Genomic DNA, 16,561 nt, shown 5'->3' with positions numbered 1-16,561 from the left:
GGTTCATGAGAGGAAATCTTTCTTCTATGAGTGAAACAGCAAATATAAGGGTAATACCCTGTCAACGGTCACCCGGTGATGTGGCATATCGCTTAGATGATTCGGGGGTTACAATGATGGGGATCAGCCCACCACGAGAGTTACCGAAGGAAGAGAGGATATCCAAACGATGAGCTTCGGAGTTAGTTAGGTGGGCGACAAACAAATTATTTTAAAAAAATCATTATAAAAATAAGAGAAAAGAATTTATCTTCTGTGGGATTTCTGGCGGTAACTTGTAAGATCTTCATTTGGGCGCGGGGCATAATCTCTTAGAATATTAGAAATCTCTCCATCTGTTACGCCGACATTTTTTGATAGCTGGACCATATTATTTCTGATCTCAAATAATTTTTCTCTTGCCATATCTATCCTATCTAATGAAGGGTGGTCCCTTAAATATTCAAATTCTCGCGAAAGACCAGCTATGTCTACAGAAATTGATGTGATAAGATCCTTATACGGATAATCGCCTTTTGCTTGAAGTTCCTTAGCCAAATCCTTTGCCCTGTAAAGCTGATATATGGCGGTAATTATCTGCAGTTTTTCTAGATATTTTCCTCCAGGATACCCAACTTCGTAGAGTGCTGTTCTGATAGTCTTTAGGATCTCAAGTTCCGTCTGATTCTTGAATTTTGCATAAGTTCCATCGAACATTGCCATATACTCACCACCTGTTATGGGAATTGATGAGAAGATATAGTTAATCATTTTAGTTAATAATGATAAACAATAAAGGTAACATTTAACTAAATAATTTCTAATTAAAAATACTAAGATATAAAGGATTTAGAAAAAACAATTGGGATAATTAGAATAATTGCTAGAATGCGTATCGATCTTTATACCCAATAACTCTGCTCTGGGAGTGTTTTGGGAAAAAATCGTATGGATAAAGGCCTCTTTGCCTCATCAAGTCTTTAATCTCAGATTCATAATCACTTTTTTTAATCAAATCAGTAGGTCCTTCCTCTATGAAGAATAGTGCATGACATATTGGTTTTAGTATTCTGTAGCTTATCCCCATAAGAGGTGCTACATAGGCTACATCATACTTATCTTCAATGCGCCTCATATCAGAAAGCTCTAACCTAGGACTTCTGTCATCTCTTCTGGTTCCATCCGCTATCATGTCGACAGTTACATCTTCTAAAAAAGACTCTATAACCCATTTATGAAGGAAAGTAATGCCATCATTTGCAAATCCATCCTTTTCAATTCGATCGACGGCCTTTTCTAGTAATTCCTTATCAATTTCATAAAGTTTAAAAGGAAATTCAAGTGCCTTTGCAGTTTCTTCAGCATATTTCCAGTTGGAGTTTATGCCAAATGTTATCGTGTAATTTGTAATTTCACAAGGAAGTATTTTTTTTAGAAAAATATTGGTAAGGGAGGAATCCTTCCCCCCGGAAAATAATACAGCCGTTTCCATAACGACTAGATCCTTCGAATCTTAAACTCCTTCTTATTGCTCATAAGAGCTCTTTCGAGGATCTGCTTTAGCATTGCATCGTCAACTTGCTTTGTGATTTTTCCTTGCTGGTAAAGCTGAATTAGTAGAAGCTCTATCTGTTCGCCTTCTTCTTTTCTCGCCATCTTCACCCTAGTAAGTCTCTCTCTGGCTTCAGAGGAGAGAAGGGCGCGCAATATTTGCTGTTTCTGTAACTCAAATTCAACCTTCTGCTGTCTAGCCTGTTCATCAGCTAACGCTTGCTGTTGAAGTTCTTCTAACTTCTTCCTCTTTATGGCTTCAGCATCATCCGGCAAAAAATCACTTTATTAATATTTATTAAGCTCAGGTATATCTACAGCTATCTGTGTCTTAATCTCGGAAGCCTTTTTGTCAAGAAGAGACATTCCCTGTGATGAGATTATCCTTCCCTTCTCAGCTTTTGTTATGTATCCGCCTTTTTCAAGCTGTGCAAAGATCTTTCTGATAATTGCCCCAGATGATTTTCTAAACTTTTCAGGCTTTACGCCTCTGTTCTTTTTGCCGCCGTAGTCGACTCTCAATGTCTCAACACCGACTGGCCCGTAAACATATACCTTTCTCATTATAGATGCCGCTCTTATATACCACCAGTCATTCTGGTCTGGAGCTTTCTCTCTTGATGATCCGGTCTTAGCAAAAGTTGCCCACTGGGGTGGTGCTAAATTCTTGTCGTTTTTCAACTCTTCCTTAACACCATCGATTAACATATCAGCAGGAACATCATATACTGTTGTAATAATACTCACCTCTCTTGGTATTAAAAAAGCATTATTGTTATGTTTTTAAAGCTTTTTGGTATAGGAAGGTAAATCTTTAAATTGGAAATTGAATTTCTATAATCAGTGCAAATTAAAAACTTACATTATCTCAAAGAATGGGCAGAACTTAATGCTATAGCTATAGTTTTAGGTATATTCGGGGCTCTAGGTGCCATCATCTTTGCTAAAATGATAGATTACAGCAAATACTTCTTTGAAACTATATTTCAAAGAGGATTCTTTGAAGCGTTAAGTATTATTTTCATACCTGCGATAGGCGGACTTATAGTTGGACCAACAATATACAAATATTGCAAGGAATCAAAAGGGCATGGCATCCCTGAAGTCATGTACGCTATAAATGCCAAAGGGAGCATTATCAGAAAAAGGGTCGCATTCTTTAAGACAATAGTTTCTGCAATAACTATTGGAAGCGGTGGGAGCGCAGGGAGAGAAGGCCCAATCGCACAAATTGGAGCCTCGATTGGTTCTGCGTTCGGCCAGTTCTTTAAATTTGATGAGAGGAAAACAAGAATACTTGTTGTGTGTGGGTTATCCTCTGGCCTCTCTGCTGCTTTTAATACCCCTCTAGGCGGTGCAATTTTTGGTTTTGAATTAATTCTTTCTAGCTTCTCACCTCTAAGCGTAATACCGATTGCACTTGCCTCGGTAATTTCAGTGAGTTTTTCTAGGGCGTTTTTAGGCCAAGAGGCGATGATACACGCCATACCTTTTGCATTCAATCCATCAGAAGTGCCATTTTACATGTTGCTTGGAGTTGTAACCGGAGTTGCCTCATACGTATTCATTAAAATATTCTATCTTATAGAAGACAGCTTTGAAAAGGCTAAAATTCCATTTTACTATAAACCGGCCATTGGTGGACTTTTAACAGGTTTGATTGGTTTCTCGTTTGTTCAGTATGGGGTGTTAGGTGGTGGCTTTGAAGGGATAAATGCGGCACTTTCTGGGAGAATCGGACTATCGCTATTACTACTTCTTTTTATAGCAAAGATGCTTGCAACTTCATTCACCTTGGGCTCAGGTGCTTCAGGCGGATTATTTTCACCTTCTCTATACTTAGGGTCAATGATTGGAGGTGCGATGGGGCTAATCTTTGTTCATATTGCACCAAACACAGTAAGCTATCCTGAAGCTTATGCACTTATCGGGATGGGTGCATTTTTTGCAAGCGTTGCAAAGGTCCCCTTGACATGCATAGTCATGATTCCAGAGATGACCTCGGACTATTCAATCATACCTGCTATAATGCTTTCAGTAATGGTGAGCTATGGAGTGTCAATAATTTTCTTGGGAAGATCCTCAATCGACAGTATAAAGCTTGATAGAAAGCTATCAACGGTGAAGTCCTTTTCCAAGGACTTAAACGACGTCCGGGCCAGTGATATAATGTCTAAAGAAATAATTTCGATGGAACCGGACATGCCCCTAAAGAAGTTTTGGGACTATGTCAAGAAATACAAAAAACTAGGATTCCCAGTGATAAAAGATGGGGAGCTACTAGGCGTCATATCCAATAACAAAGTCAAAAATATAGATAGTAAAAAGATACCTTTTCTAAAAATCATGGACGTGATGTCCCCTCCGTACTCTGTATTTCCCTATGACACTGTGCCAAAGATATTGAGTATAATGGACGAAAGAAAATGTGGGAGAGTTCTAGTGCTAGATCCAGTATCAAAACAAATTTATGGTATTATCACAAAATCTGACCTCTTAAAAGCCTACAGAATCGCAAAGGATATAGGAGACGATGAAGATAAATTCAAAATCTCCGATGGATTTGAAAGGGAGGTATCAACTGTTTCTCACAAAATTTATCACATGATTAAATGGCCAAAAATAAAAAAACTATTTAAACTATAGTGCTTCTTTGGCGTCATGAAAGCTAACGATATCTCTTTAGGAATAATATTTATTTCCTTTATTGTCGGTGCATTTGTTTATCCTCATGCACCGGATATGATGCCCACTCACTGGAATGCCCAGGGAGAAATTGACGGTTATATGGACAAATTTTGGGGGCTGTTTTTATTGCCTACGTTATCCTTTGGTCTATTTGCCCTCTTTGTCTTTATCCCAAAGCTTGAACCAAGGAAAAAAAATATAGAGGATTTTAAGGATTATTATCAGGGGATAATTTTAGTAACAATAGGATTTCTTTTTTATATATACGTTCTATCAATACTATCGGCATTTGGGTACAGGTTTAATATGGTCCAGATGATGGCGCCGGCCTTTGCAGCCATATTTTTTTATATGGGTGTTGCTTTGGAAAAAATAAAGAGCAACTTCTTTATCGGAATCAGGACCCCATGGACAATTAGCGATGAAGAAGTATGGGAAAAGACCCACAAGCTCGGCGGAAAGCTTTTCAGAGCATCAGGAATCATAGCCCTTTTTGGAGCATTCTTCGAAGAAATTGCATTTATCGTGATTATAGCTCCAATCTTAGCTGTGTCCGTCTTTGCTGTTGTATACTCATATGTTGAATACAAAAAGATCCATAAAGGTGAATAATTGGATTTTTTAGAACTTTGTGAAAAAAGATACAGCTGCAGAAAATATCTTGAAAAAGGTGTTGAAAGGGAGAAGATTGAAAGGTGCCTTGAAGCTTCAAGACTCGCACCTTCTGCAGTAAATGCCCAGCCGTGGAGCTTCATAGTTATAGATGATCCAGAATTAAAAGAGAGTGTTGCAAAAGAGACTTTTGATAAAGTGGCGTCATTTAATAAATTCTCACTCGCAGCCCCGGTGCTTGTTGCTTTAGTAAACGAGAACCCCTTAATGACAAGCTTTCTTGGAAGATTTTCCCAAGGTAGGGACTATACCCTTATGGATGCAGGGATTGTGGCCTCGCACTTCTGCCTTAAGGCAACAGAAGAAGGCATTGGAACGTGTATCCTTGGCTATTTTAACGAAAATAACGTTAAGAAGATTCTTAATATCCCAAGAAACAAGTCAGTTTCACTTATTATTGCTGTTGGTTATCCTGCCGATTCTCCTCGAAAGAAGAATAGAAAACCTATAGAAAAAATAAGAAAATATAATATCTAAAAATTATGAATCATTAACAAAATCCGTTTCTATTTTAGGGGCAGTCTTGTTGTTCCTGATTATGTTAGCCACCCAAGACTCCATGAAACTGTGCAATCTATCATATAGTTGAGAGGCTATTTCAAAATCAAGTGCTATGATCTTTTCATAGTCTTCTCTTGCTCTCTCCTTAGATCCTCTCTCAAAAAAGATATTGCCCCTCTGGAAATAGGCGTCCTTAAACTCCGGGTCAATCTCTATGGCCTTGGTAAAGTCATTGATTGCATCTTCATACTTGCTTTCTTTGACATACGCCTGACCTCTTTGGTAGTGGGCTTCTGCAAAATCTTCCTTTAATTCAATTGCCTTTGTAAAGTTAGTAATAGCTTTTGAATATTCCCCACTTCTGAACAATGAAAGTCCGGATATAAAAAACTTCTGTGATGCCTTGTGGTGGTAATGAGAATCTTCTTTTGAAGACTCTTTCGAATATATGCTGTCAATTTGTTCATTTTTTATTTTAAATCCGCATTTAAAACAGTAGTTAGATTCTTCCGGGAGTTTAGACCCGCACTTGAAACAGTTAGAAATGTCTTCCAAAATAACACCCCTAGTTATATGTGCGTTGGCTTATCTCAATGAGTATATAAGTATTTTGTATGAAAATATAACTATTTTACAAATTTACATTAAGAAATTATTAGCATATATGTTTGTATTGATTGAAGATAGTAAATTATATTAATTATATAAAAAATACTGGGAATTATATCAATAGAATGAATATTTGATATAAAATCTATCAAGTAAAATCGACAACTTTATAAACTAATTACATATATTATGTTTAGGGCCAGTAAAATGGCCAAATATATAAAGGAGTAATAAAAATGTATGGCGAAAACCGAGGCGGCTACAACAGACCACCTCGTGAAATGCACAAAGTAACATGTGCAGCTTGTGGACAGGAAACCGAAGTACCATTTAAACCAGATGGCACAAGACCTGTTTACTGTAGGGATTGCTACCAAAAGAAGAATCCAAGAAGATATTAAGTAGTAGAGTTTTTTTGTAAAAGGTTTGTTTCTAATCACTATAGGAAAAGTCCTTTTATTTTTTATATTTACAAATTCTTATTCTAGAGTTAAATTAATAGTGGCTTTATTCTGATTGAAAGCTTTTTAAACAGAATAATATTGTCTGAATCATAAACAAAAGACATATAAATAGATATTTAAAAGCCTAATAAACTCGCTATTATCGGAGGATTATCATGTCTAGAAACAAAGGACTCGGAAAAAAGAAGAGACTAGGTAAGGCCTTAAATCAAAACAGAAGAGTCCCTGTTTGGGTATGGGCCAAAACTAAACTAAAAATTAGATCACATCCAAAAAGAAGAAATTGGCGAAGAACTTCTCTTAAGAAGTAGAGGTGAGGATTTTGGATAATAATGAAGAGAGAATGTATGTAGTACCCTTAAGGAAAGTAAAAGAAGCCCCAAGACAACAGAGGGCTGCGAGAGCAACAAGAGCCTTGAGAGAGTTTGTTGTAAAGCATTCAAAATGCGAGAATGTGAAGATTGACAAAATCTTAAATGAAAAACTCTGGGAAAAAGGCATTGAGAGTTCTCCTTCAAAAATTAAGATTAAGATAGTAAAGGGCGAAGAAGGAGAAGAAGAAAAGAGAGACGTCGTTACTGCTTATCTTGCGGAGTAAAGTTAATGATAAGACAGTTGAAGATCAGCGGCAATCCGTTTATTGGTATATTCAGTTTTACTAATAACAATATTACTATCGTAAGAGAAGATATTGGAGCTCATGCCGAAACTCTAAAGGAAGCTCTTGGAACTGAATTAATATTAAGTACAATTGCAGCAACTGATCTAGCAGGCATTTATATTGCAGGTAACAATAACGGGATTATACTTCCTTATGTAATTGAGGATGAAGAGCTTCAATTAATAGAGGATGTGGGTATAAATAACTGCATCCTAAATACAAAGGAAACTGCTGTTGGAAACCTTATCCTTTCAAATGATAAAGGTGCGATAATCAGCCCCATGCTGACAAATGAGCAGAAACTGATTGAGGATGCACTCGGCGTTGAAACTACTGTAGCTTCAATAGGAAATCACAAATATGTGGGCAGTGTGGCAAGGACAAATAACACAGGTTGCCTTGTACACAAAGAAGCTAAGGAAGAAGACATTTCTCTTATAAAAGACCTGTTAAAGGTCGATGTAAGAATGTCGACTCTAAACAGAGGGGTATCCTATATTGGGGCTTGTATAATTGTAAATGACAAAGGGGCAGTTGTTGGTGAAACAACAACAGGTATCGAATTAAGTTATGTTGAAGATATAATGGGCGTATGAGGTGGACCTTATGATGAAAACCTATACAGTTGAAGGTATTATTAAATTAAAAAGTAGCACAAAACATTTTGTTAAAGAGTTTAATGGCATGAAGGAAGAAGATGTTTTAGAAGACATCTATGCCAAATATGGCTCAATTTACGGATGTAAAAGAAAAAACATCGAGATAAAGAGCATAGAAGAAAAACAAGGGGATATGTAAATGACAGGCGAGGAAGAAGCCATAAGGAAGCTTAGTTCAGAACTGAACTACCTAAATGAGCAGTCAAAAATACTCTCAAATAACCTGTCTTTGCTATCTTCCCACAGAAACGAGCTTGCTCTTTCAAAGATAACACTTGAAGGCCTAAAGGGCACAAAGGAAGGGAATGAAATCCTTATACCAATAGGCGCAGGGAACTTTGTAAAGGGAATAATAAGCGATGTTAATACTGTTATAACTACCCTAGCAAGAGATGTCACCATTGAAAAGAGCATTGATGAAACTATTTCAAAACTTGATGAAACGCTAAAAGAAGTCGAAAAAAACTTAGGCCAAAATGAGGCAACACTTCAAAACATCAGCGCTAGAATGAATGAAATAGAAATGCAGGCCGAAGAGATACTTCAGAAAAAACAATAATATTTTTATAAATAATTCTTTTCTAAATATTTAAATAAAAAATTAATTAAAAAATTATTTTAGAAGATCGTTGTATCTGTTTTCCTTTCTCTTCTTCCATCCGCCTTTATGGTAAGCGTAGCTAACAATTAAAGGCATAGCAACTGTGGCTTCTGCATAGACCATCTGTTCGTTGCCGCTCTCAACTTTTCCCCAAGAGTGAGCCTCCTTTAGAGTCGAGCCTGATAATGCACCATCCCTCTCATCAGCTACTGTTATCTGGACGGCGTATTTGTGCATGTTAACTTCCTTTCCAAGAACATCTGCAGCAACAGGAACATCTTGAGCAAAGTTTTTTGGAACTCCTCCGCCTATCATGAAAAGACCGGTATCTTTTGAAGCAATCTTAATCTTTGTAAGTTCTAGGAAATCCTTTGCACTGTCAATTGAAACCTTTGGTTTATTTCCCCTCTCGTTCTGGTGGTATACAAGTCCAAATCCAGCACTGCAATCTGAAAATGCTGGAACAAATATAGGAACCCCCTTCTTGTATGCTTCAAGGATCACAGAGTCGTTTACTTTGGCCCCATGCTCATAAAGGTACTTTCCCATTGCAACTATGAACTCTCTAGAGGAATATGGCCTTGACTCAAGAGAATCTGCTATTTCAGCGATTGTCATATCACAGATTCTTAGCTCATCTTCATCGATATAAGTATCATAAATCCTATCTATTTCATGCTGCCTGAGCATTTCATCGTCAATGAAAGGTGTCCCCTGGTAGTGCTTAAATCCTAAAGCCTCAAAGAATTCCTGGTCAACAATTATAGCTCCTGTTGATACAATTGCATCGACCATGTTGTGCTTTACCATGTCAAACACAACTTTTTTTAAGCCTGCGCTAAAAATGGACCCGGCAAGACACAATATGACTGAGCATTCCTTATCTTCTGTCATCTTCTCAAATATGTGTGAGGCTCTTGCAAGATTTTTAGCCTGGAAGGCCATCTTTGAAAAGGCTTCAATCATCTCTGTTGAATCAAAACTTTTAATATCGATATGTTCTATTTCCTTACTCAATAATTCTTCTTTCTTCATAGAGCAGAAGAATATATCAAACCTTAAATATTTTTCTATATAAGAAATTTTATATAATTGACTAATATCTGAGTTTGTGATACTATGACAAAAATAGGCATTATAGGCGGAAGTGGCCTAGACGACCCAAAACTTTTGAAAGATTACGAAGAGGTTACTATGATGACAAAGTATGGGAACCCTTCAAGCACTTTTATGACGGGAACAATAAAAAGTAGAGATGTAGTAATCCTAGCAAGACATGGGAGGGATCATTCAATTTACCCCTCTGGTGTTAATAACAGGGCAAATGTGCTGGCATTAAAAAATATTGGTTGCACCCACATACTAGCAACTACAGCTGTTGGATCCTTAAGAGAGGAGATGCACCCGGGGCACCTTGTTTTTCCTGATCAAGTAATTGACTTTACAAAAAAGAGAGAGTATACTTTTTTTCATGAAGAAAAGGTAATACACACACCCATGGCTGACCCTTTTTCTGAGAACTTGAGAAATCTATTAATCGATAGTGCAAAAAGACTTGAGTTAAAATACCATCCTAAAGGAACTGTTGTAACAATTGAAGGGCCAAGATTTTCGACTAGGGCGGAGTCGCATATGTTTAGGATGTTAGGTGCAGATGTAATTAACATGTCGACAGTCCCTGAAGTATTTCTTGCAAGAGAACTTGATATGGAATATGCTTCAGTTGCAATGTCAACAGACTATGACTGCTGGAAGGAAAATGAAGAGCCCGTAAATTTTGAGATGATACTTGAAATATATAAGAAAAATTCTGAAAATGTAAAGAAACTTATAGTTGAAACTATTCCAAAAATATAGAAGGTGATTGTACGGATAAGAGAGTAGATAGCATAAGAAGCAAGATAAGAACAATACCAGATTTTCCAAAGCCAGGTGTGATGTTTAGGGACATTACAACCCTACTAAAAGATAAAGAAGGATTAAGAGATACTGTAGATATAATTTATGAGAAGTACAAAGGCAAAAAGATTGACCTTGTTGCAGGTGTTGAAGCAAGGGGATTTATCCTAGGGGGGGCGCTTGCCTATAAGCTTGATGCCGGATTTGTTTTGATCAGAAAGAAGGGTAAACTACCCCACAAGACTGAAAATCACGAGTATGAGCTTGAATATGGAAAAGACTCTATTGAAGTGCACCTTGATGCCATTATGAAAGGGGATAATGTACTATTAGTTGATGATCTGATAGCAACAGGCGGAACAGCGTTGGCCGCTTGCAAACTAATAGAAAAGCTTGGAGGAAATGTTGTCGAGACTGCCTTCATTGTAGGCCTTCCTGAGCTCGGCGGGATGAGAAGGCTTAATGACTACGGTGTTTTCACTATCGTAGACTTTGAAGGCGAATAAAAAAATTAATATTTTATTTTATTAAATAAGAAAGAAAAATATAATTATTTTTTAATTGGCTCTCCGAAACATCTGTCCCCGGCGTCTCCAAGGCCTGGAACGATGTAGTTCTTTTCATTGAGTTTTTCATCGATTACTGCTGTAACGACTTCTACATCTTTGTGTTTTGCAAGTATTTCCCTTATACCTTCAGGCGCACTTATCACTGCAACGACGATTATCCTCTTGAAATCCCCTCTGCTCTTTACCTCATCGATTATCCTGGATATTGTGTGGCCTGTTGCAAGCATTGGATCCCCAATCATTATTATGTCCTCTTTAGTAGTCTTTGGCACTTTTACATATTCAACAGATATCCTAGATTCCGGTGCAGGACCTCTCCATGCACTTATAATCCCCGCCCTTGCCTTTGGGAATACCTTGTAAAATCCCTCTATGAAAGGAATTGCAGCCCTTAGGATATTTATCATGACTAGATTATCCTTATCTGATATCCTGACACCCTTTGTTGGGCAAACAGGAGTATCGATATCAATCACTGTATAGTCAAATGTCTTGGATAATTCATAGCCCATGTACCTCCCAAGCTTGTTCAATCCTTTCCTGAATTTTATCGGGTCGGTATCCTTATCTCGAAGTTCATCAACAAGTTCTTGTATAGCCAAATTCTGCTTAAAAGAAATTACTCTACTATCTTTTTCAAGGTCTTCTATACCCATCTGCTACACCTATGAAGGTAGCAAAAAATAGTATTTAAAGGTTAGTATCCAGGATGCGCCAGAGTTCATCCTGATAGATTCTTTCGTGGCTTCTCTCTTCCTTTGTAATCTTTCCTATAATGCCTGATTTAATATTCTCCTTTTCCAGGGAAGATATTATCTTTTCTGTTTTATCCTTTGGAGATATAATCATAAGGGCCCCGGATGATATCAACGCAAATGGGTTTATTTTAAGGGCATCACATATTGATTTTGTTTCAGGATACAAATTGACCTTGTCGGGATAGAACTCAAATCCCTTGTTTGATGCGTCGGCTATTTCATGCAAGCCCCCTAAAATGCCACCCTCCGTTGGGTCATGCAATGCTACTGCGCCAAGAGATGATGCAATTAAAGCTTCTTTCACAACTGAAATTTGATTTATCAATTCCATTGCACTTTCTAAAAGGCCTTGATCAAGAGATTTTGAAAGATGATCATGTTTTGACTCTGCAAGTATTGCTGTCCCTTCAATACCGGCGCCCTTTGTGAGCAGGATGTCATCTCCTTCTCTTGCTCCGCTTGTCGAAACATATCTATCTGCAAAGCCTATCATCGTCCCTGATAGGATAAGATCTGTTACCTTGGAGGATATCTCTGTATGGCCCCCGACTATTGAGATGCCAATTTCTTTTGCTGCCCGCTCTATGTCCTTTGATATTTTTTCTAGCTCTTCTTCTGTCGTGCCTTTTGGCATTATTATTGTGGAAAGGAAAAACATCGGCTTTGCGCCCATCGAAGCAACATCATTTGCACAGACATTGACAACATGAAAACCTGCATTTTTTCCAGCGCCCGTAATTGGGTCCTGGGACACAACCATTTTCCCGGGAAGCTTAGACACATCAATTACTGCTGCATCGATTCCGACGTTTGGCCCAACAACAATTTCACTCTGTACACTTCCAAGGTAAGGGAACACCCTCTTTGAAAGTATCAAACCGTCAACCTTGCCGTCGGGTAAGAATCTCATGAAGCCTCTTTGCAATCTGTTTTAAAAAGGTTACCACTTAGAAAGCCTTATAAAGTGCGTTAGGAAAGGTGCTCTACAGTCATTAAGGTGATTATTATGGCAGGACTTAGACCATCAAGAATTGACAGAATGGTAAATAGGCCGAATTATACGAGAAGAGAATATGTAAGAGCAGTTCCTGGAATTAAGGTAGTCCACTTTGATATGGGGGAGCTTGGAAAGAAGTTTCCTTACGAAGTCTACATGGAAAGTAAGAATGCTTGCCAGATAAGGACTAATGCCATGGAAGCATCAAGAATTGCTGCTAACAGATATCTTATGAAAGTACTTGGAAAAACAGGTTTTCACTACAAAATTAGGACTATACCCTTCCAGATTATTAGAGAAAATGCAATGGCCTCCGGAAAAAAGGCCGACAGATACGGTAACGGAATGAGACTTTCTTTTGGAAAACCTATAGGTTCAGCTGCAAGAATTGACAGAGGACAGAGGATAATGTCTATCTGGGTAGAAAAAGAGGCAATTGAAGAAGCAAGAATTGCAATGAGAAAAGCAGCTATGAAACTCCCAACTACCGTAAAAATAGATGTCCAAGAAAGAAACTAATATTTTTTTAATACTTTTTTAATTAAAAATTTTAAAAATAAATTTAATATTATTTGGCTAGATTGTAGTATACTGAGTAACCATCTGTTACTGCGTAGATGTTATCAAAGTTTCTTTCGGCTAAGAATTTTGCACCGTCAGCTGATTTCTGACCAGTGTTACAGTATAAAACAACTTTTTTGTCCTTTGGTATCTGCGTTATCATTACACCAAGCTTGTTGTAAGGGATGTTGACCGCTCCTTGAATGTGGCTTTCAGCAAACTGCTCTTCTGTTCTGACATCGATTAGATAAATATCTTCTTTACTATCAATCAACTGCTTTAGCTGAGAGGCTGTTAAAGTTTTGTAAGTTGCCGCTGCGATGGGTTGGTTTGTTATTTTAGAGATGACTTGAGATGCATATTGGTCGACTGCTACCTTTGTAAAGTCCCTGTCTGAACCTGCAAGAACAAACACCTTTTGCTTCATTTTAAAGAAATCGCTTGTCTCGTAGAACAGCTTATAATCGCCATTTCTAAGTGTGTTCTGGTCAGTTTCTGAAAGTATCCTTTTGGATAAATCTCCAGTATGCTCTTCTGAATCGGGACCACCAAGGATTATTATGTAGTCATATGCTGCATAACCTGAGTCTTTGACACCGAAATAATCGACCATAATGTTATTCTTTCTAAGCAATGAGATAAAATCAGGGTTCATTCCAATGTCAATACTGTTTGCAACGACTGCAACGTTTCCCTGTGCTATTACTCCTGGTACAAAACTTAAAGATAGCGCCAATAAAAGTAGTATGGAAACTGTTTTCCTTCTCATTTTATCACAGAAGGTAATTTTAAAAATCAAATATAAGAGTTTCTGTTATTAAATAAAGAAAAGAATTAATTGAAATCTATTCATCTTCTATTATACCGCCTATAGACCTTGAACTTTTTATACCCAATATCCTTGAAATCTGTTCCATCGGTAGTTCCTTCTGTGCATGGGGCTCTTGTGGTGTTGGTTTCGGTATTATGCCTCCAAATCCTACATACCCGGCGTTATCATTTATCATCACATAGGTCTGCTTTATCCAGTCTGCCCCCCTTGCGATGTTTGACATCCTAACTTCATCTATACTACCTTTGAAGAATTTTTGAGAACCTGCATCAGACCCGATGTAAAAGTTTCTATTGCTGACTTTTGGAGTTCCAATGACTTCAGTTTCAGCTACCCTTTCGCCATCAACATACAGAGTCATCTTTGCCCCATCGTAAGTGACAACTAGATAGTACCAACTATTTGCTTGAGGTAATTTCTTACCCCAATCTAAAGTTTTCATGCCTATGTCATGAAAATAAATATGGCCTTGCCATCCCTGCCATTTGTCTTGACCAATACCTTGTCCGTCCCAATCTCCTTTCTGGGCTATTTTTGTAGTTAAGCTGTTATTGGCAGTGTTAGCCCAGGATTCAATGCTTAGAGTAGAGGGTGTATTTAATGATGGGGAGTTACCACAATCTATGTAACTGCTATCCAAGGTGAATTTGACTGCACCGTTTATCTTACCCAAAATATTTTGCTCCACATTTTGGAGAATCCCATTATTAGTATTGGATGTCGAATCGATAGCTACACCTGATGTTTCTTCAAGGTGCTGGACTAAAAGATAATTACTATCCCAAACAGCCGAGGGATTTTGACCAGAACCTACATTGCTATTTCCATAATACATCCAGATTGAAACATTCGGAACTATTAATTCGGGTATTCTAATCCATATATTAGCATGTGCAGCATCGTATGACTCAATCTCATAATCCAAAAGTAACGAGCCATCAGCATTTGTAAACCTAATATCGTTATAGTTATTCTGCATTCCAATTCTAGAAGGAACGTTTACATATGCTGGAAAATTGGTAAGAGTTGAAGATCCAGCATTTACTATTATTATCTGTTCCCTATATGCCCAGTCATCATTCCACCAAGATTGGTCTTCTGCTACTGAAAAAGTGATTGAAGTAAAACTAAATATTATTAAGACTATCATGATAAAAAATGATTTCTTAGCTCTATTTGATATGTGTCTCATTGTGAAGTATTCTCCATTGAATATTTAAATATTTGGAAAAGAAAAGTTGAAAAAAATAAAAATTCATTGTTCTTCTTCAATGTGATTTTTCCTATAATTATTTTTTATAATTGATAGTATTGACTGTATTTGACCTTGAAAATTTTTGCTCCACGGATAATAATTAACACCATCTGACACCTTGTTCTGTTTAGAGCCTGGTCCTGCGTTTGTACCCCACCAATTAAATCTGCCGTCAACTATTGATGGAACTTTTGCGGGACCAATATCTGGGCGAAATGTCGAGACGATACCAAATTCATCGTTATCTATTATGTCGTTGTAGTTTGCTACGACTACTATAGTAACTGGATCTTGAGCCTCTTCAACTTCAATTCCATTATAGTTTCCTTTAATTACATTGTCAGTTATGGATACTTGTGAACCCTCTCCGTAGAATGTGTGGACATATATGCCAGCTGAACTATAACCCCACCATGTACCTTGGCATTTTGTAATGGTATTTCCTTTAATAATAGCTTTTCCCCCGTTTCCAACTTCAATTCCATAGTCGGTGAAAGAAATTCTAGGGTCTTTAGTATTTGGTACTCCAGGACCTTTGCCTGTATATGTGTTGCCTTCTATATTGGCCATGCTATCGGTTCCCACAAATACCCCAATTCTGCCTATGTTTGAAAAAGTATTGTTCTTGACATTTACTGTGTTTGATGTTGTATGGTCGGCAGGAGGGGAATACATACTTATTGCTCGCCCTCTAGTTTCTGAGTCGATAACATTGCCACTACCATCTAAAACAATAGGATTGTGTTGAATATTTTTAAAGGCACAGTTTTCAACTGTTCCAGAACCTTGGAAATAAAGGCCTATCTCAATATTATAATTTGGATAGTCGCCGTCAAATGTGATATTTTTAAAGGTAACAGTTTTGTCTTGATTCACTAAAATCCATGCTCTTCCATCTCCCCCTGCAATTGCATTAAAACTGGGTTTTATAATAACAGCCTCTTTACTTGATCCAACTAGAGTTAAATTTTTATCAAGTATAATTTGGCTTGTAACTATATAGGTTCCAGGATTCAAAAATAAGGTATCCCCTGAAGAGGCAGACGCAACGGCATCTTGTAAAGTTCCAGTGCCAGGGTTTACATTGATAGTATCTGCGCTAACAGGGTTAATTATAGCCAATATAGATATTATTAATAAAATTCCTATGATTATAGATTTAATTTTTTTCAATTTAATTCACCTCTATATAAATTTTTATAATTATATAGTCATTCCCTTTCCATATATTTAAGGATATGGAAAAAAATGGCTGTGGGACATATTAACCTGCATTTAGATTCAAAAGATTGTGCCAGAGCGCAA

General features: G+C 37.3%; 24 protein-coding genes. 13 read left to right on the top strand and 11 right to left on the bottom strand.

Going from position 1 to position 16,561, the window contains the following annotated elements; translation table 11 throughout:
* Positions 1 to 5 precede the first annotated feature (5 nt).
* Positions 6 to 173, top strand: coding sequence for a hypothetical protein (locus tag PLI06_02650; GenBank protein HOI76495.1), 168 nt, complete (start codon positions 6 to 8; stop codon positions 171 to 173).
* 73 nt (positions 174 to 246) lie between these two features.
* Here PLI06_02650 and PLI06_02645 read toward each other — a convergent pair whose 3' ends face one another.
* The 4 genes from PLI06_02645 to PLI06_02630 form a co-directional block, all read right to left on the bottom strand.
* Complete coding sequence (locus tag PLI06_02645; GenBank protein HOI76494.1) at positions 247 to 702, bottom strand: hypothetical protein; 456 nt, start codon at positions 700 to 702, stop codon at positions 247 to 249.
* Positions 703 to 862: 160 nt separating this feature from the next.
* Positions 863 to 1,471: an asparagine synthase-related protein gene (locus PLI06_02640; GenBank protein ID HOI76493.1), complete on the bottom strand. Its 609-nt coding sequence runs from the start codon at positions 1,469 to 1,471 to the stop codon at positions 863 to 865.
* A 5-nt stretch (positions 1,472 to 1,476) separates the two neighbouring features.
* Entirely contained in the window at positions 1,477 to 1,806 is a 330-nt protein-coding gene (locus PLI06_02635) for a DNA-binding protein (protein HOI76492.1), read from the bottom strand.
* A 12-nt stretch (positions 1,807 to 1,818) separates the two neighbouring features.
* A complete protein-coding gene (locus tag PLI06_02630) occupies positions 1,819 to 2,268 on the bottom strand; it encodes a 30S ribosomal protein S19e (GenBank protein ID HOI76491.1) in 450 nt (149 codons plus the stop codon).
* Positions 2,269 to 2,373: 105 nt separating this feature from the next.
* Here PLI06_02630 and PLI06_02625 point away from each other — a divergent pair, with 105 nt between their 5' ends.
* From PLI06_02625 to PLI06_02615, 3 genes are read left to right on the top strand one after another with little or no spacing between them, the layout of a single operon-like run.
* Entirely contained in the window at positions 2,374 to 4,176 is a 1,803-nt protein-coding gene (locus PLI06_02625; protein HOI76490.1) for a chloride channel protein, read from the top strand.
* 15 nt (positions 4,177 to 4,191) lie between these two features.
* Positions 4,192 to 4,830, top strand: a complete 639-nt coding sequence (locus tag PLI06_02620; GenBank protein HOI76489.1) for an SdpI family protein — start codon at positions 4,192 to 4,194, stop codon at positions 4,828 to 4,830.
* Positions 4,831 to 5,367, top strand: coding sequence for a nitroreductase family protein (locus PLI06_02615; protein ID HOI76488.1), 537 nt, complete (start codon positions 4,831 to 4,833; stop codon positions 5,365 to 5,367).
* Positions 5,368 to 5,370: 3 nt separating this feature from the next.
* Here the strand turns inward: PLI06_02615 and PLI06_02610 are convergent, their stop codons facing one another.
* Positions 5,371 to 5,946, bottom strand: a complete 576-nt coding sequence (locus tag PLI06_02610; GenBank protein ID HOI76487.1) for a tetratricopeptide repeat protein — start codon at positions 5,944 to 5,946, stop codon at positions 5,371 to 5,373.
* 290 nt (positions 5,947 to 6,236) lie between these two features.
* Between PLI06_02610 and PLI06_02605 the strand changes: the two genes are divergently transcribed.
* The 6 genes from PLI06_02605 (at position 6,237) to pfdA (ending at position 8,343) form a co-directional block, all read left to right on the top strand.
* The gene (locus PLI06_02605; protein ID HOI76486.1) at positions 6,237 to 6,401 is read left to right on the top strand and encodes a hypothetical protein; all 165 of its coding nucleotides are present in this window, start codon (positions 6,237 to 6,239) and stop codon (positions 6,399 to 6,401) included.
* A gap of 218 nt (positions 6,402 to 6,619) precedes the next feature.
* Complete coding sequence (locus PLI06_02600) at positions 6,620 to 6,775, top strand: 50S ribosomal protein L39e (GenBank protein ID HOI76485.1); 156 nt, start codon at positions 6,620 to 6,622, stop codon at positions 6,773 to 6,775.
* 11 nt (positions 6,776 to 6,786) lie between these two features.
* On the top strand, positions 6,787 to 7,062 hold the full coding sequence (locus PLI06_02595) for a 50S ribosomal protein L31e (protein ID HOI76484.1): 276 nt from the start codon (positions 6,787 to 6,789) through the stop codon (positions 7,060 to 7,062).
* 5 nt (positions 7,063 to 7,067) lie between these two features.
* Positions 7,068 to 7,721: a translation initiation factor IF-6 gene (locus tag PLI06_02590; protein HOI76483.1), complete on the top strand. Its 654-nt coding sequence runs from the start codon at positions 7,068 to 7,070 to the stop codon at positions 7,719 to 7,721.
* Positions 7,722 to 7,731: 10 nt separating this feature from the next.
* On the top strand, positions 7,732 to 7,923 hold the full coding sequence (rpl18a, locus tag PLI06_02585; GenBank protein HOI76482.1) for a 50S ribosomal protein L18Ae: 192 nt from the start codon (positions 7,732 to 7,734) through the stop codon (positions 7,921 to 7,923).
* The gene (gene pfdA, locus PLI06_02580; protein HOI76481.1) at positions 7,924 to 8,343 is read left to right on the top strand and encodes a prefoldin subunit alpha; all 420 of its coding nucleotides are present in this window, start codon (positions 7,924 to 7,926) and stop codon (positions 8,341 to 8,343) included. It begins immediately after the preceding gene.
* A 54-nt stretch (positions 8,344 to 8,397) separates the two neighbouring features.
* On the opposite strand, the gene PLI06_02575 is transcribed toward pfdA, so the two are convergent.
* On the bottom strand, positions 8,398 to 9,420 hold the full coding sequence (locus PLI06_02575; protein HOI76480.1) for a deoxyhypusine synthase: 1,023 nt from the start codon (positions 9,418 to 9,420) through the stop codon (positions 8,398 to 8,400).
* A gap of 84 nt (positions 9,421 to 9,504) precedes the next feature.
* On the opposite strand from PLI06_02575, the gene mtnP reads away from it, so the two are divergent.
* Together mtnP and PLI06_02565 are read left to right on the top strand one after the other, a co-directional pair.
* On the top strand, positions 9,505 to 10,242 hold the full coding sequence (mtnP, locus tag PLI06_02570; GenBank protein ID HOI76479.1) for an S-methyl-5'-thioadenosine phosphorylase: 738 nt from the start codon (positions 9,505 to 9,507) through the stop codon (positions 10,240 to 10,242).
* Positions 10,239 to 10,790: an adenine phosphoribosyltransferase gene (locus PLI06_02565; protein HOI76478.1), complete on the top strand. Its 552-nt coding sequence runs from the start codon at positions 10,239 to 10,241 to the stop codon at positions 10,788 to 10,790. The genes mtnP and PLI06_02565 overlap by 4 nt, the downstream gene beginning before the upstream one ends.
* Positions 10,791 to 10,834: 44 nt before the next feature.
* Here the strand turns inward: PLI06_02565 and upp are convergent, their stop codons facing one another.
* Positions 10,835 to 11,509: a uracil phosphoribosyltransferase gene (upp, locus tag PLI06_02560; protein ID HOI76477.1), complete on the bottom strand. Its 675-nt coding sequence runs from the start codon at positions 11,507 to 11,509 to the stop codon at positions 10,835 to 10,837.
* Positions 11,510 to 11,543: 34 nt separating this feature from the next.
* A complete protein-coding gene (locus PLI06_02555; GenBank protein HOI76476.1) occupies positions 11,544 to 12,521 on the bottom strand; it encodes an AIR synthase family protein in 978 nt (325 codons plus the stop codon).
* A 96-nt stretch (positions 12,522 to 12,617) separates the two neighbouring features.
* On the opposite strand from PLI06_02555, the gene PLI06_02550 reads away from it, so the two are divergent.
* Positions 12,618 to 13,127: a 50S ribosomal protein L16 gene (locus PLI06_02550; GenBank protein HOI76475.1), complete on the top strand. Its 510-nt coding sequence runs from the start codon at positions 12,618 to 12,620 to the stop codon at positions 13,125 to 13,127.
* A 49-nt stretch (positions 13,128 to 13,176) separates the two neighbouring features.
* Here the strand turns inward: PLI06_02550 and PLI06_02545 are convergent, their stop codons facing one another.
* From PLI06_02545 to PLI06_02535, 3 genes are all read right to left on the bottom strand, one after another.
* Entirely contained in the window at positions 13,177 to 13,938 is a 762-nt protein-coding gene (locus PLI06_02545) for a rhodanese-like domain-containing protein (GenBank protein HOI76474.1), read from the bottom strand.
* Positions 13,939 to 14,014: 76 nt separating this feature from the next.
* Positions 14,015 to 15,193 carry a DUF2341 domain-containing protein gene (locus PLI06_02540; protein ID HOI76473.1) on the bottom strand — a complete coding sequence of 393 codons (1,179 nt, stop codon included), beginning with the start codon at positions 15,191 to 15,193 and terminating at the stop codon, positions 14,015 to 14,017.
* A 63-nt stretch (positions 15,194 to 15,256) separates the two neighbouring features.
* The gene (locus PLI06_02535; GenBank protein ID HOI76472.1) at positions 15,257 to 16,429 is read right to left on the bottom strand and encodes a right-handed parallel beta-helix repeat-containing protein; all 1,173 of its coding nucleotides are present in this window, start codon (positions 16,427 to 16,429) and stop codon (positions 15,257 to 15,259) included.
* Positions 16,430 to 16,561: the final 132 nt, after the last annotated feature.

Origin of the sequence: Methanofastidiosum sp., from assembly GCA_035362715.1 — an archaeon.
Classification (GTDB): domain Archaea; phylum Methanobacteriota_B; class Thermococci; order Methanofastidiosales; family Methanofastidiosaceae; genus Methanofastidiosum.
This window is presented reverse-complemented; position numbering and strand designations above follow the sequence as displayed.